Below are 14,696 nucleotides of genomic sequence, written 5' to 3'. Positions count from 1 at the left end.
TCTGCGGATTAGGGAAGGGTCAGAACTTCGGCGCCGTCCTCAGTCACGAGCAGGGTGTGCTCGAACTGCGCCGTACGCTTGCGATCCTTGGTCGTAACTGTCCAGTTGTCATCCCACATGTCCCACTCAATGGTTCCGAGCGTGAGCATTGGTTCAATGGTAAACACCATTCCCGGCTCAATCAGCCTGCTGTACGCCGGTGCGGCGTCGTAGTGCGGGATGATCAGGCCGGTGTGGAAGGCTTCGCCGACGCCGTGGCCGGTGAAATCACGGACCACGCCGTATCCGAAACGCTTGGCATAGGACTCGATGGTACGGCCGATGACATTGATTTCCCGTCCCGGCGCAACGGCCTTGATGGCCCGGCGCAGCGATTCCTGCGTGCGCTCCACCAGCAGGCGGGATTCCTCGTCCACGTCGCCCACCAGGAAGGTCCAGTTCGTGTCGCCGTGCACGCCGTCCATGTACGCGGTGATGTCGATGTTGATGATGTCGCCGTCGGCCAGTTCCGTGGTGTCCGGGATGCCGTGGCAGATGACCTCGTTGATGGAGGAGCACAGCGACTTCGGGAACCCCCGGTAACCCAGCGTGGAGGGGTAGGCATGGTGGTCGAGGAGGAATTCGTGCCCCACCCGGTCCAGCTCGTCGGTGGTGACGCCGGGGGCAATGTGCTTGCCGACCTCCACAATGGCCTGCGCCGCCACCTTGGAAGCAATCCGGATCTTCTCGATGGTCTCGGCTGACTTGACCTCGGAACCGGTGAAGGGGGCGGGTGCTTCCTTGTCCACGTATTCGGGACGCGGGATTGACGCGGGAACGCGCAGCCGGGGGCTCACGCTCCCGGGCGACAGGTGTCCAACGGGTGCTGCGGCAAGTTTTTGGGGCATACCATCGATCTTATCGCCAGCGGCTGCGGCCGGGGGACGAGCACACACCAAGCAACAGGAGGACAGCTGATGGCCGATTACTGGTTCAACGTCGTAACGCACGAGGTGGAGGAAGGCCCGCAGTCGGACTGGACGAAGCTGCTGGGGCCCTACCCTACCCGCGAAGAGGCCGAACTGGCGCTCCAGAAGGTCCAGGCCCGGAACAAGGCCTGGGACGCGGACGAGGACAACTAGCTAGAAGCTGTGCTCCGGGCCGGGGAAGGAACCGCTGCGTACTTCGTCGGCGTATTCCTTCGCCGCCCGGGACAGCTCGCTGCGCAGGTCGGCAAAGGCCTTGACGAACCGCGGCTGCTTTCCGCCGCGCAGCCCGGCCATGTCCTGCCAGACCAGCACCTGCCCGGTGGTGGCATTGCCCGCCCCGATGCCGATGGTCGGCACGCGCACCGCGGCGTCGACCTCGGCGGCCACATCCGCGGGCACCATCTCCATCAGCACGCAGAACGCGCCGGCCTCTGCCAGGGCCACGGCGTCCTGCACGACGGCGGCACCGGCTTCTCCGCGTCCCTGCACCTTGTAGCCGCCAAGGGCATGCTCGGCCTGCGGCGTGAAGCCGACATGGGCCATCACGGGGATGCCGGCGGCGGTCATGGCGCGCACATGGTCAACGTAGTGCCGGCCGCCTTCCATCTTGACGGCGTGCACCAGCCCCTCCTTCATCAGCCGCACGGAGGACTCGATGGCCTGTGCGGGGGAGACTTCGTAGGAGCCGAAAGGCAGGTCGCAGACCACCAGGGAGTGCTTGGCGCCGGCGGTGACGGAGCGGGCGAAAACAATCATCTCGTCCATGGTGATGGGCAGGGTGGTGGCGTGTCCCATCACGTTGTTCGCAGCGGAGTCGCCCACCAGCAGGACTTCGATGCCGGCTTCGTCGAAGATGCCTGCGGCGTACTGGTCATAGGCGGTCAGCATGGCGAACCTGCCGCCGTTGTCCTTGAGCTGCTGCAGGTGGGAGATGCGGATCTTCTTCAGCGGCGGTGCCGCGGGAGCTGAAGGGTCCGCGGGTGCGGCGGCGTACGGGGAAGGCTGTTCGGCACTGGTCATTACTTGAGCCTACTAAAGAACGGCCGCCGGGAACCGGCCCGCGGGTATCCGCCCGGCGTAACGCAACGGCCGCATACGCACCGCTGCGGCCCAAACCGCGCGCACGTAGGTAGAGTGAAGAAAGTTTCACATGCCCCTGAGCAGGTACAGAAAGAAGGTAAGGATGAACCGCCAGCAGGAATTCGTTCTGCGCACCATTGAAGAGCGCGATGTCCGGTTTGTGCGGTTGTGGTTTACCGACGTCGTGGGCTCGCTGAAGTCCGTGGCGCTGGCACCTGCGGAAGTGGAAGGCGCCTTCGAGGAAGGCCTGGGCTTCGACGGCTCCTCGATCGAGGGCCTGGCACGCATCTTCGAGTCCGACATGCTGGCCCAGCCGGACCCTTCCACCTTCCAGATCCTGCCCTGGCGCGGCGACGAGGAGCAGACGTCGCGGATGTTCTGCGACATCCTGACGCCGGACGGCCAGCCCTCCGCCGCGGATCCGCGCAACGTCCTGAAGCGCCAGCTCGCCAAGGCCGCCGACATGGGCTTCACCTGCTACACCCATCCGGAAATCGAGTTCTACCTGCTCAAGTCGGACCAGCTGGATGAAAACGGCGAGCCGGTTCCCGTGGACCGGGCCGGCTACTTCGACCACGTGCCCGGCGGCGTTGCCCAGGACTTCCGCCGCACCGCTGTGTCCATGCTGGAAGCCGTGGGCATCTCGGTGGAATTCAGCCACCACGAAGCCGGCCCCGGCCAGAATGAGATCGACCTGCGCTACGCCGATGCCCTGCAGACCGCGGACAACATCATGACCTTCCGCACGGTCGTCAAGGAAGTGGCGCTGATGACTGACTGCTACGCCAGCTTCATGCCCAAGCCCTTCTCGCACCACCCCGGCTCCGGCATGCACACGCACTTCTCGCTCTTCGAAGGCGATTCCAACGCCTTCTTCGAAGCCGGCGCCGAGTTCCAGCTGTCCAAGACTGCCCGCCAGTTCATGGCCGGTATCCTGCGCCATGCTCCGGAATTCACTGCGGTCACCAACCAGTTCGTAAATTCCTACAAGAGGCTCTGGGGCGGCGGGGAAGCACCCAGCTACCTTTCCTGGGGCCACAACAACCGCTCGGCGCTGCTGCGCGTGCCCCTCTACAAGCCGAACAAGGGGCAGTCCGCCCGCATCGAATACCGCGGCATCGACTCCGCCGCCAACCCGTACCTGTCCTACGCCGTGCTGCTTGGTGCCGGCCTGAAGGGCATCGAAGAGGGCTACGAGCTGCCGCCGGGCGCCGAAGACGACATTGAGAGCCTGAGCGCCGCGGAACGGCGCGCCATGGGCCACGATCCGCTGCCGGCGTCGCTGCATGATGCCGTGCGCGTCATGGAGGAATCCGAACTGGTGGCGGACATTCTCGGCGAGCAGGTCTTCGAGAATTTCCTGCGCAACAAGCGGGCGGACTGGAACGAGTACCGCCAGCACGTGACCCGGTTCGAGCTGCAGAAAAACCTGGGCATCCTTTAGGCGAAGGCACGGTACTACCCATGAGCCTGTCCCGGCGGATGATCGCCACGGGGTTCCACGACCTGGAGAAGAGCACCCGTTTCCTGGCCGCGCCCGAACTTGCCCCGGTGGATGAGGACGCACTGTTTGCCGGGTTCAACTTCTCGGCGGATCCGGACCTGGCACTGCAGTCGCTGGTGCGGCTGATCGGCCGTGCCCCGGAACTGGTGGACCTGGTCAACGCCGGTGCCGAAGAGAGCGAAGCGCTGTTCCGCCTGCTCGGCGCGTCCGAGGCCCTGGCGGAGTTCCTGATGCGCCATCCCGGTGACGTCGGGGTGCTGCAGCGCCAGCTGCGTGCCGAGCCCGGCAGTACCGACGGGGCGGCGCTGCGCGCCTCGCTGCTGGACGCCGTACACGCCGGCAGCGGAGCAGCCCCGGTGGCCGGGGTTACGGGCGCCGGTGCCTACGTGGCGCTGCGCGCCCGGTACCGCCGGCACGTGCTGGACCTGGCCGTCCGCGACCTCGGGGCGGCGTCGCCCACGGACTACCTCCCGGCGGCCGGCCGCGAACTGGCCGACCTCGCCGGTGCGGCACTGGAAGCTGCCTTGGCTGTCTCCCGCGCGGAACTTGCGGCCAGCTACCCGGCCGAGGATATTGCTGCCGTAAAGCTGGCGGTGATCGGCATGGGCAAAGCGGGAGCGCGGGAGCTGAACTACATCTCCGACGTGGACGTGATCTACGTGATCGACGGCGACGGGCTGGACGAGCAGCGCGCCTCGGCCATCGGCACGGCACTGGCCGCCGGCATCTCCCGGGCCATTAATGCCTCCGCACCTGAGCCGCCGCTCTGGGAAGTGGACACGAACCTGCGGCCCGAGGGCAAGGACGGGCCCCTGGTCCGAACCCTGGATTCGCACTTGAACTACTACCAGCGGTGGGCGCACAGCTGGGAGTTCCAGGCCCTGCTGAAGGCGCGTGCCATGGCCGGGGATGCGGAGCTGGGACGCCGCTATGAGGAAGCGGTTGCACCCCTGATCTGGAGCAGCTCCGAACGGGACGGGTTTGTGGAATCGGTCCAGGCCATGCGCCGCCGGGTCACCCAGAACATTCCAGCCCACGAGGAGTCCCGGCAGCTGAAGCTGGGCAGCGGCGGGCTGCGCGACGTCGAATTCACCGTCCAGCTGCTGCAGTTGGTGCACGGACGCGTCGACGAGTCGCTGCGGGTGCGCGGCACCACGGCGGCGATTGCCGCCCTGAGCGACGCCGGGTACATCGGCCGCACCGACGCCCGTGCACTGGACGAGTCCTACCGCTACCTGCGGGTACTCGAACACCGGATCCAGATGGTGCATATGCGCCGCACGCACCTGATGCCTGAAAGCGACACCGCCCTGCGCGCCCTGGCGAAGGCCAGCGCCGGATCGCTGACTGCGGAGCGCCCCAGCGCAGACCGCCTGCGTGAGCAGTGGATGCGCACCAAACGGCTGGTCCGACAGCTGCATGAGAGCATCTTCTACCGTCCGCTGCTGAGCACCGCAGCGAACCTCAGCGCCGATGAGGTCCGGCTAAGCCCCGAAGCCGCGCAGGCCCGCCTGGCCGCGCTCGGATATGCCGATCCCCGCGGAGCCATGCGCCACATCGAAGCCCTGACCGTGGGGGTAAGCCGCCGCGCAGCCCTCCAGCGGCAGCTGCTGCCGGTGCTGCTGGCCTGGCTGGCCGACGGCGTGGATCCCGACGCCGGGCTGCTGGGGTTCCGGCGGCTCAGCGAGAACCTGGGGGACACCCACTGGTACCTGGGCATGCTGCGGGACTCCTCGGCGGCGGGGGAGCGGTTGTGCTCCATCCTGTCCTCCAGCCGGTTCATCACGGACCTGCTGGAAGTTTCCCCCGAGGCCACCGCCTGGCTCGGCTCCGACAAGGACCTGGTCCCCGTCCCCTTCGACACGCAGTGGCAGGAAATCCAGTCCAAAATGTCCCGCCATCCCCGGCCGGCGGAGGCCATGCGGCTGATCCGGCTGATCCGCCGCCGGGAAATGCTGCGCATTGCGGTGGCCGACAGCGCCGGACTGCTCAGCCAGCAGGAGGTGGGACAGGCGCTGGCCGACGCCGACCGGGCTGCTGTCCTCGGCGCCCTAAACGTTGCGGAGGGGGAAGTCTTCGGCAGCAGCGGCAAACTTACGGACATGCTGGTGGTGGCAATGGGCCGGCAGGGCGGCCGCGAAATCGGCTACGGCTCGGATGCGGACGTCATGTACGTGCACCGGCCCCTGGCCGGGGCTGATCCTGCGGCGGCGCAGGCCCAGGCCGAAAAAATCGTGTCCTCCATTTCGACCTTCCTGCAGCAGCCCTGCACCCCGGCCATCCTGGCCGAACGCACCCTGGTGCTGGATGCCGGGCTGCGGCCCGAAGGGCGGCAGGGTCCGCTGGTGCGCAGCCTGGAATCCTACCGCGGCTACTACGAGCGGTGGTCCCTGGCCTGGGAAGCGCAGGCCCTGCTGCGGGCCCGTCCGATGGCCGGCAGCGACGCCCTCGCCGAAGATTTCATGGCGCTGATCGACCCGGTGCGCTACCCCGGCGAGGTTACCGACAAGGATGTGCGCGAGATCCGGCGCATCAAGGCCCGGGTGGAGGCGGAACGGCTGCCCCGCGGCGCCGACCCCTCCCGCCAGCTCAAGCTGGGCCGGGGCGGGCTGAGCGACGTGGAGTGGCTGGTACAGCTGCTGCAGCTCCAGCACGCCCACCGGATCCCGGAACTGCGCGTCACGGCGACCATACCGGCACTGGACGCGATCGAGGCCGCGAAGCTGCTTCCTGCTGCCGACGTCGAGACGCTGCGGCACGCCTGGCTGCTCGCCAGCCGGATCCGAAGCGCAAACGTTATCCGAGGCGGCCGCAACGCCGATGTTCTGCCTTCGTCCCGCCGGGAACTGGATGCCGTGGCCCGCTGGTGCGGCTACGGCGCAGGTCAGGGCGGGGTCCTGGAGGAGGATTACCTGCGCGACACCCGGCATGCGCGGGCCGTTTTCGAACGGTATTTCTACGGCTACGGGACGTAGCTCACGTTTCTACGGGCCGTTCCGGTTCGTTGCATTGCCACTGCTCTAGGTAGTCTCTATGGGGGCATTTGCGGCGCCAGCCGCAGTGAAAGAGCTAGGAGACGTTAACTTTGCTTAGTGGCAAACGGGCCTTTAAGGGCCCGGCTAAACTGGCCGTACCGCTGACCGCATTCCTCGCAACCCTGGCTTTGCTGCTGGGTGTACCTGCGGCCGGGGCTTTCGCAGCGGACGGCGTGGAGGATAAATCCTTCATCGTCGGCACCGACACCACCTTCGCGCCGTTCGAGTTCCGCCAGGACGGCGAACTCGTGGGCATCGACATGGACCTTATGAACGCCATCGCCGAGGAAGAGGGTTTCGGCGTCGAAATCCAGTCCCTGGGCTTTGACGCTGCACTGCAGTCACTGCAGTCCAACCAGGTGGACGGCGTCATTGCGGGCATGTCCATCACCGACGAACGCCGCAAGGTCTTCGACTTCTCGGACCCGTATTTTGAGTCCGGCATCCAGATGGCCGTTGCCGAGAACAATGATGACGTCAAGGGCTATGAGGATCTGCGCGGCAAGCGTGTTGCCGTCAAGACCGGCACCGAGGGCCAGACGTTCGCAGAGTCCATCAAGGGCGAATACGGCTTCGAAGTGGTTGCCTTTGCGCAGTCCGCGCAGATGTACGACGACGTCAAAGCCGGCGGTTCCGTTGCCGTGTTCGATGACTACCCGGTGCTTGCCTACGGCGTGAAGTCCGGCAACGGGCTGAAAACCGTCACGGAGAAGGAAGCCGGCAGCTCCTACGGCTTTGCCGTTAACAAGGGCACCAACGCCGAACTCCTCGCGGCCTTCAACGAGGGCCTCGCCGAGCTGAAGGCAAGCGGGGAGTACCAGGAAATCCTGGACACCTATCTTGAGGCAGGCGCCGCGGATTCCAGCTTCTGGGCTCTGGTCACGGACAACGCTCCGGCCTTCGCCAAGGGGCTGGGCCTGACCCTGCTGGCCACCGCACTGTCCCTGTTCTTCGCGCTGATCCTGGGTGTCTTTTTCGGCTTCCTGAAGGTCGGCAACTACAAGGTCCTGCGCGGCATCGCCACCATCTACGTGAGCATCTTCCGAGGCACTCCCGTTCTGGTCCAGGCGTTCTTCTTCTACTTCGGCCTGCCGCAGATCATCGACCGTCCCGTGGATGTCCTGACTGCCGGCGTGTTGACGCTGAGCCTGAACGCCGGTGCCTACATGACGGAGATTGTGCGTGGCGGCATCCAGTCCGTGGACCCGGGCCAGATGGAAGCGGCCCGCAGCCTGGGGCTGGGCTACGTGAAGACCATGCAGAAGGTCATCATTCCGCAGGCCATCAAGATCATGACGCCGTCCTTCATCAACCAGTTCGTCATCACGCTGAAGGACACGTCGCTGCTGGCCGTCATCGGCTTCGCGGAGTTGACCTACCAGGGCCAGCAGGTTTACGCCGTGAACTTCCGCACCGCGGAGGTCCTCCTCATTGTGGCTGCGCTGTACTTCATCGTCATTACGGCGCTGACCAAGCTGGCTGACGTCTTGGATAAGAGGTTTAACAAGTGAGCAAGATCGAAACCATCGGGCTGCGGAAGTCCTACGGCTCCAACGAGGTGCTCAAGGGCCTGGACGTGGCTGTGGCCGAGGGCGAAGTAGTATGCGTCATCGGTCCCTCCGGCTCCGGCAAGTCCACGTTCCTGCGCTGCCTGAACAAGCTGGAAGACATCACCGGCGGCACGGTCTCGGTCAACGGCGTCAACCTGACCGATCCGAAGGTGGACCTGAACTCGGTCCGCCAGCACATCGGCATGGTTTTCCAGCACTTCAACCTGTTCCCGCACATGACCGTGCTGGAAAACATCATGCTGGCCCCGGTGCAGCTGAAGAAGGCATCCAAGGCCGAGGTCCGCAAGACCGCCCTTGCCCTGCTGGACCGGGTGGGCCTGGCAGACAAGGCCAACGCCCGCCCCGCACAGCTTTCCGGCGGCCAGAAGCAGCGCGTGGCCATTGCCCGTGCGCTGGCCATGAAGCCGGACATCATGCTCTTCGACGAGGCCACCTCGGCCCTTGACCCGGAGATGGTGGGCGAGGTGCTGCAGGTTATCCGTGACCTGGCCAAGCAGGGCATGACCATGGTGGTGGTCACCCACGAAATGGGCTTTGCCCGCGAAGTGGCGGACCGCGTGATCTTTATGGCCGACGGGCACATCGTGGAGGAAAACGTCCCCGACCAGCTCTTCGGCAGCCCGCAGGCACCCCGCCTGCAGGACTTCCTGGCAAAGGTGCTCTAGCCCGGGCCCAGCTGTGCCCGCAGTGGCCGCCTGCCGTTGTTCGTTATGCTTCTGGGCATGACTGAACTGACCGGTACGGCGGCCACTGTCGTTTTGCTGCGGGACTCCGGCGCCGGGCCCGAGGTGCTCCTGCTGGAGCGCCCGACGGCGGGTTCCTTCGGCGGCGCCTGGGTCTTTCCCGGCGGCCGGGTGGACCCCGGGGACCGTCGCAGCGGTGAACCTGAAGCCGCGGCCGCCCGTCGGGCCGGGACCCGCGAGACCGGTGAAGAGACCGGCCTGCTGCTGCATCCGGAAGACCTGGTGCCGTTGTCATGCTGGTATCCGCCGGAGAACATCCCGCGCCGGTACCAGACTTGGTTTTTCGCGGTAAAGGCACCAGCAGGCGATATCCGGCTCAACCCGGGAGAGCTGCTGAACCATTTGTGGCTCGCCCCTGCTGAAGCCTTGGACCGGCACCGCAACGGCCTGATGCAGCTGGTACCGCCCACATGGGTCACCCTGTACGGCCTGCAGCAGGACAGCGGCGCCGATGCCGCCCTGGCCCGCATCTCCGCCGCGGAACCGCAAACCTTCCGGACCCGCCCGCTTGCCGGGTACGGCACGGTCAAGGTGGTCGGCTGGGAAGGGGACGCAGAGTACGACGGCGCGGCGTCCCCGGTGGATGGAACGTCGGCAGTGCCGGGATCACCGGCGCCCCGGCACCGCCTGGTGATGGACGGTACGAACTGGCGGTACGAACGCAGTTAGCTGCACCGGGGACGGCCGGCGGCGGGTGGGCCTCCGTCGGCATGCGTTCCGGCGGGTACACTCCCTGCATGGGGTTTACCGGGGTTTTGATGATTGGATGCGGTGCTGTGCTTTCGTGGGCGGCGGAGGCCACCGCCAGGGGCCGGATGGGAATCAACTCCCTGGTTGGCATCCGGGTGGGTTACGTGACCGCTTCCGATGCGGCGTGGCTCGCCGGCCACCGTGCAGCCCGGGTCCCGACCCATGCGGCGGCCGCTGTTTTCGCCGTACTTGGCGTGTTCGCGCTTGTCTTCCGCGGCTCGGAAGACGTGGCCGGTTTTGCGGTGATCGCCGGATCAGCGGCGGTACTGGGGCTGGTCCTGTGGGCCGCGGTTCGAGCCAACCGGGCCGCTTACCGGGTTGTGGCTCAGGAACGGGCGGTCCCGGGCGTTCCGGTCCCGCACGGTAGCAAGCCCGGGCAGTCTGCCCCTGAGTAGGGCCGGATCGTGTCGCCGGAACCGTTGCCCGAATCCGTGCCTGAAGGCGGCTACGAGCTCGCGCTGGCCCGGCCGGTGGACCGGCTCCCCGGTCCCGGTGCGCTGCCGGGCGGATGCCTGTATGAACCCAAATGGGACGGTTTCCGGGTTGCCGCCATAGTCACCGGCGCCGGTGCGCGGGTTCAGTCCCGCAACGGGAAGGACCTCACCGCCGTGTTTCCGGAGCTGGCCGCCGCCGCGGCGGACCAGGTGCCGCCCGGGTACGTGCTGGACGGCGAAGCCGTGGTCTTTTCCGGCGACCGGCTGGACTTTGATGCCCTGCAGAAACGCCTGGTGGCAGGACGGGAAATCGCCGCCCTGGTACGTGCAAAACCGGCGTCGTTGGCAGTGTTTGACCTGCTGGCCGTAGACGGACAGGACATCCGGAGCATACCCCTGCGGGACCGCCGCGCGCTGCTGGCGGAACTGGCCCGGAGTTGGCAGGCCCCGCTGAACCTTTCGCCGGTAACATCCGATCCGGACACGGCTGAGCAGTGGCTGCGGGATCTGCCTGCCACGGGCGTCGAGGGCCTGGTGATCAAGGGGGCCGGGCAGGCCTACGCGGGCGGGCAGCGTCAGTGGCTGAAGCTGCGGCACCGGGACACGCTGGAGGTCCTCTGCGGGGCGGTCACCGGTTCGCTGGCGCGTCCGCGGGAGGTGGTGGCCGGGCTGGTCATTGACGGCGAGCTGCGGATAGTCGGGCGCAGTGCCCCGTTGAAGCCTGCTGCTGCCCGAATGCTGGCGGCTCATCTGAACGCTTCCGGCGACGGCCACCCCTGGCCGGAATTGATCAAGTCCGCTGCCGTGGACCGGTTCAACGCTGGAGCGGAGCCCACCCGGATCATCCGCGTGGAGCCTGTGGTGGTTGAGGTGTCGGCGGACACCGCGTTTACGGGGACCTCGTTCCGGCATGCCTTGCGCTTCCTGCGGCCGCGTCCGGACCTGGATCCCGGGGATATTGAGCTGCCTGCCGCGCTGCGCTGAGGGGTCCGGCACCTGTGGCGGATCAGGCTTCTTCCAGAAACCCCAGAACCTGTTTCCGCGCCTTCCTGCCCTCCGGGACGGGCAGAAGCGGATAGACGTGGACGCCGCCGTCGGCCACCTGCAGGGACACTTGGCCGCCTGCAGCCCGCATGCGGGCTTCCAGCTTGCGGATGTCGGGGTACGGCAGGTCCCGGGTCCCGGCAAACAGCAGTGTGGGCGGCAGCCCGGCAAGGCTGCCGTAGAGCGGGCTGACGCGCGGATCCGTCAGCGGGGTTCCTGATGCCCAGGCGCGGGCGGACACGCGGAGCCCGGTGCGGCTGAGCCACGGATCATGCTTTTCCACCTCGTCCAGTTCCGGGTTCTCCATCGCCAGATCCACCCAGGGGGACAGCAGGACCATGCGGCCCGGGGCCGGCAGTGACAGGGCCGGCAGCTGCTGGGCGAAGGCCAAAGCCAGTCCGCCGCCGGCCGAATCGCCCGCCAAGGCCACCCGCTCCGGCGGGATGTCGGCCAGGATCGATTGGTAGAGCGGTGCCAGCAGTGCAGTCGTGTCCCGGTGGCTGTACCGGGGCGCCAGGCCGTACAGGGGGACTTCAACGCGGTGGCCGGCGGCGGCCAGTCCGGCGATAAAGCGCCAGTGCCAGCCGGTGATGGGGCTGGTGTAGGCGCCCCCGTGCAGATACATCACCGCGGAGGCGGAGGCGGAGGCAGGGCGCGGATCGCGGGGCTGCACGCTGTAACAGGTGAAGCCGTTGAGGGTGCGTTCGTCCACCCGGAAACCGCCCCGGAGCCGGCGGGGCGGAGGCGACGGGCGCTTGGGCGCTGTGAGCCGTTTCTCCGCCCGCCCCGCGGTTGCCGTCAGGGGTTTCCGGGTCAGCCGCAGGTATGGCGTCAACAACCTCAGCGGCATACTCGCCATCGAACACCCCTTCACCCTGCTCAGAACGAGACGCAAACCTGCCGGAAGACTACACGGTTGACACGCACCACCTGAGCCCGGAACGTTTCTGGCATGCGCAAAGTGACCTCGTCCCTGTTCAGCTCCGTTGACGGCGTGGTGGAATCACCCAACCTCTGGCAGTTCGACCACTTCGATGAGGACATGGGCCCGGCCATGGAAGCCGCTTTGGCCGATATGGACACGGTGCTGATGGGCCGCAAAACCTACGAGCAGTGGGCCAGCTACTGGCCGGACCCCGCCCATGATGACGAGTTCGGAGACTTCATCAACCCGGTTCGGAAATACGTGGCGTCCCGGACCCTGGACGGACCGCTGGAATGGGAAAACTCCTCGCTCATCGAGGGCGGGCTGGAAGACTTCGTCACAGCCCTGCGCGGGAGCGAAGGCGGCACCATCGGCATTCAGGGCAGCATCTCCGTGGTCCGGCAACTGCTCTTCGCGGGGCTGTTGGACGAACTGACCCTAATGGTCCACCCCGTCGTCGCCGGCGGAGGTGAGCGGCTCTTCCGGCCGGAAGACCCCACTACCCGGCTCGAACTGAAAAGCTCCCGGATCACGTCCTCCGGCAATGCCCTGCTCACGTACGCACGGCGTGCGGACTGACCAGCGTGCGGACTGATCAGCCTGCGGACTGATCAGCTGCCGGCAAGTGCGCCCGGACGAAGTCTGCCACCGGCCCTGCCATTCCAGCTCCGATGACGTCCGCCGGCCGCCTCTGCCCGCGGACCTCGAACGAATGGTTCCCGCCCTCAACACGCTGGATCACGGCATTGGGACCGATCCGTTCGGCGACAGGTTCGAGTTCGCCCGGCAGGGCAAACGGATCCCTTGTGCCCTGCAGGAACAGCATCGGCAGGGGAAGTCCGTACAGGTGGGCATCGCGCAGCTTCTCGGGCTTCCCCGGCGGATGCAGCGGATAACCCAGATACACCAGCCCGGCGGCAGGCATCCCCTCCGCTACGGCCATGGACGCCATCCGCCCGCCGAAGGACTTCCCGCAGGCCCACACCGGCAGATCGCCGCCGCGCGAAAGCGCTGCGTCCATGGCCGCCTTCCACGTCTCGACGGCTACCGGCGCCTTGTCCGGAAACTTCCTGCCCGCCTCCCGGTAGGGAAAGTTGAAGCGCAGCGTGGCCAGGCCGGCGTCGTTCAGCGCATCGGTGAATCCCGTCAGGAAGGGGTGCTCCATTCCGGCTCCGGCACCGTGCGCCACAACGACGACGGCGGCGGACTCTGCAGGCCGGGCGAAAACCGCTGAAGGAACTGCTTCGCCCATGGAGAGGGAAAACGGTTCGAACTGCATGTGTCCTAATCTACTGCAGTCCCGGGGGTCTCCTCCTTGAGAGCGGGCGCCAATGCCTCTAGACTGGATAACGGACAGGATTTGAAGGCCAAGGCGCGCTTACCGGCGCCAGCGCACGTATAGATCGCATATGTAGATCGTATGTACACAGCGCAGCCTCTCCTGAAACCCCGCGGTCCGCCTTGGGCGACGAACCGCAGTCACCACTCCGGCGCTGAAGCCACACCAGAAGGAACCCGCCGGTGTTCGGCGTGCCCGGAGTTCCACCACATGCCTCTGAAGGGAGCACCAACTATATGTTGAAGCACGTCGCCGTGACGCGCACCAGGACCACCACTTCACGATTCACCGCACAGATTGCCGCTATTTCGGCCGCCTGCGCGCTGGTTGCCGGGGGAGTATCCGCAGCCGAGATCGGTATGCTGAATGCGGAACCGGCCCCGAGCCCGGTCATCGCCGAGGCATCCGCCTAGCGCACAAGCAGCACACTGTGCAGCGCTTGCAGTAGACGGGGCGCAACGAAGTCTGCGCCGTCGTTCCCGTACCGGGAATGGCGGCGTTTTATTTTGGGCTTTTCCGGTCCATCGGCGGGCGCTCCTAGAATGGAGGGCACACAACCACTACATTCGCGCAGGAGCACCGTGCCCAGAGGCAAACATCATCCGCCGCGTCCCAAGCCGGCCAACAGTGAGGGGATGCTCATCGCCAATGACCTGAAAAAGGAGCGCGGCTGGACGGACGGACAGATTAAGACTTTCCTGCCGGAACCGGATCAGACGGCCCGCAACCCGTTCTCCCGTAAGGCCGCGCCGATGAAGCTGTACGCGCTCGAGCGCGTAGAGGCCATCGAGGCTACCCCGGAGTACCGGAAGGCCCGCGAAGCCTCCCGCAACCGCCAGCTGGCCGCCCGGGAACGTGCCCTGGTGAAGAAGAAGGCCGCCGTCGCCGTCGCGCAGTCACTGGACCTGCGCATCGTCCCGGAGCCGTGGGAGAGCGTGCAGCGCAAGGCGATTGAACACTTCAACGGCCGGCTGCGCGGCAAGCAGTCCCCGGCGAGCCTGTCCACTGCACCGTCGCGGCTGAACCGGCTGACCGTGAACTACCTGCGCCACCAGCAGACCTCCTACGAGGCGGAGCTCAAGGAGTTCAAAGGAGTGGTGGGCGTTGGTGAAGCGTACCTGGTGGTCCGCAACCGGATCCTGGACCTGATCGCCGCTACCTATCCGCAGCTGGCCGCGGAGTGCGAATGGCAGAAGTTTGACGCCCCGGATCTGCCCGACGGCGTGACACTGTAGGACGGCGCCGGCGATCATCCTCTATCTGGAGCAGCACGACGGTCGATGGGAAGTCGTGTGACATCAAT

15 protein-coding genes are annotated in these 14,696 nt (G+C 66.5%); 11 read left to right on the top strand and 4 right to left on the bottom strand.

All coding sequences use genetic code 11. The features are described from left to right. Nucleotides 1-8: 8 nt before the first annotated feature. A complete protein-coding gene (gene map / locus LJ754_RS10920; RefSeq protein WP_227910873.1) occupies nt 9-887 on the bottom strand; it encodes a type I methionyl aminopeptidase in 879 nt (292 codons plus the stop codon). A 69-nt stretch (nt 888-956) separates the two neighbouring features. On the opposite strand from map, the gene LJ754_RS10915 reads away from it, so the two are divergent. Next, nucleotides 957-1,121 carry an SPOR domain-containing protein gene (locus LJ754_RS10915; RefSeq protein ID WP_227926574.1) on the top strand — a complete coding sequence of 55 codons (165 nt, stop codon included), beginning with the start codon at nt 957-959 and terminating at the stop codon, nt 1,119-1,121. Here the strand turns inward: LJ754_RS10915 and panB are convergent, their stop codons facing one another. Beyond that, on the bottom strand, nt 1,122-1,988 hold the full coding sequence (gene panB, locus LJ754_RS10910; RefSeq protein ID WP_227926573.1) for a 3-methyl-2-oxobutanoate hydroxymethyltransferase: 867 nt from the start codon (nt 1,986-1,988) through the stop codon (nt 1,122-1,124). A 163-nt stretch (nt 1,989-2,151) separates the two neighbouring features. On the opposite strand from panB, the gene LJ754_RS10905 reads away from it, so the two are divergent. The 7 genes from LJ754_RS10905 (at nt 2,152) to LJ754_RS10875 (ending at nt 11,069) form a co-directional block, all read left to right on the top strand. Further along, entirely contained in the window at nt 2,152-3,492 is a 1,341-nt protein-coding gene (locus LJ754_RS10905) for a glutamine synthetase family protein (RefSeq protein ID WP_227910876.1), read from the top strand. Between the two features lie 20 nt (nt 3,493-3,512). After that, nucleotides 3,513-6,527, top strand: coding sequence for a bifunctional [glutamine synthetase] adenylyltransferase/[glutamine synthetase]-adenylyl-L-tyrosine phosphorylase (locus LJ754_RS10900; protein WP_227926572.1), 3,015 nt, complete (start codon nt 3,513-3,515; stop codon nt 6,525-6,527). A gap of 110 nt (nt 6,528-6,637) precedes the next feature. Continuing rightward, on the top strand, nt 6,638-8,098 hold the full coding sequence (locus tag LJ754_RS10895) for an amino acid ABC transporter substrate-binding protein/permease (RefSeq protein ID WP_227926571.1): 1,461 nt from the start codon (nt 6,638-6,640) through the stop codon (nt 8,096-8,098). Then, nucleotides 8,095-8,823 carry an amino acid ABC transporter ATP-binding protein gene (locus LJ754_RS10890; RefSeq protein ID WP_227910879.1) on the top strand — a complete coding sequence of 243 codons (729 nt, stop codon included), beginning with the start codon at nt 8,095-8,097 and terminating at the stop codon, nt 8,821-8,823. The genes LJ754_RS10895 and LJ754_RS10890 overlap by 4 nt, the downstream gene beginning before the upstream one ends. Before the next feature lie 57 nt (nt 8,824-8,880). Further along, nucleotides 8,881-9,570, top strand: a complete 690-nt coding sequence (locus tag LJ754_RS10885) for an NUDIX hydrolase (protein WP_227926570.1) — start codon at nt 8,881-8,883, stop codon at nt 9,568-9,570. A gap of 68 nt (nt 9,571-9,638) precedes the next feature. After that, nucleotides 9,639-10,046 carry an SdpI family protein gene (locus LJ754_RS10880; RefSeq protein WP_227910881.1) on the top strand — a complete coding sequence of 136 codons (408 nt, stop codon included), beginning with the start codon at nt 9,639-9,641 and terminating at the stop codon, nt 10,044-10,046. A 9-nt stretch (nt 10,047-10,055) separates the two neighbouring features. After that, nucleotides 10,056-11,069, top strand: coding sequence for an ATP-dependent DNA ligase (locus LJ754_RS10875; protein ID WP_227926569.1), 1,014 nt, complete (start codon nt 10,056-10,058; stop codon nt 11,067-11,069). Nucleotides 11,070-11,091: 22 nt separating this feature from the next. On the opposite strand, the gene LJ754_RS10870 is transcribed toward LJ754_RS10875, so the two are convergent. Then, a complete protein-coding gene (locus tag LJ754_RS10870; RefSeq protein WP_227926568.1) occupies nt 11,092-11,988 on the bottom strand; it encodes an alpha/beta hydrolase fold domain-containing protein in 897 nt (298 codons plus the stop codon). A 93-nt stretch (nt 11,989-12,081) separates the two neighbouring features. Here LJ754_RS10870 and LJ754_RS10865 point away from each other — a divergent pair, with 93 nt between their 5' ends. Then, nucleotides 12,082-12,633 carry a dihydrofolate reductase family protein gene (locus tag LJ754_RS10865; protein ID WP_227926567.1) on the top strand — a complete coding sequence of 184 codons (552 nt, stop codon included), beginning with the start codon at nt 12,082-12,084 and terminating at the stop codon, nt 12,631-12,633. A 16-nt stretch (nt 12,634-12,649) separates the two neighbouring features. Here LJ754_RS10865 and LJ754_RS10860 read toward each other — a convergent pair whose 3' ends face one another. Then, nucleotides 12,650-13,333 carry an alpha/beta hydrolase family protein gene (locus LJ754_RS10860; protein ID WP_227926566.1) on the bottom strand — a complete coding sequence of 228 codons (684 nt, stop codon included), beginning with the start codon at nt 13,331-13,333 and terminating at the stop codon, nt 12,650-12,652. Nucleotides 13,334-13,629: 296 nt separating this feature from the next. Between LJ754_RS10860 and LJ754_RS10855 the strand changes: the two genes are divergently transcribed. Both LJ754_RS10855 and LJ754_RS10850 read left to right on the top strand, forming a co-directional pair. Beyond that, the gene (locus tag LJ754_RS10855; RefSeq protein WP_227926565.1) at nt 13,630-13,806 is read left to right on the top strand and encodes a hypothetical protein; all 177 of its coding nucleotides are present in this window, start codon (nt 13,630-13,632) and stop codon (nt 13,804-13,806) included. A gap of 168 nt (nt 13,807-13,974) precedes the next feature. Further along, on the top strand, nt 13,975-14,628 hold the full coding sequence (locus tag LJ754_RS10850) for a hypothetical protein (protein ID WP_227926564.1): 654 nt from the start codon (nt 13,975-13,977) through the stop codon (nt 14,626-14,628). The last annotated feature ends 68 nt before the right edge of the window (nt 14,629-14,696 follow it).

This window comes from Arthrobacter sp. zg-Y40, from assembly GCF_020731535.1.
GTDB lineage: Bacteria > Actinomycetota > Actinomycetes > Actinomycetales > Micrococcaceae > Arthrobacter_B.
The sequence above is the reverse complement of the archived record's forward strand: the minus strand, read 5'-3'. Positions and strand labels throughout refer to the sequence as shown.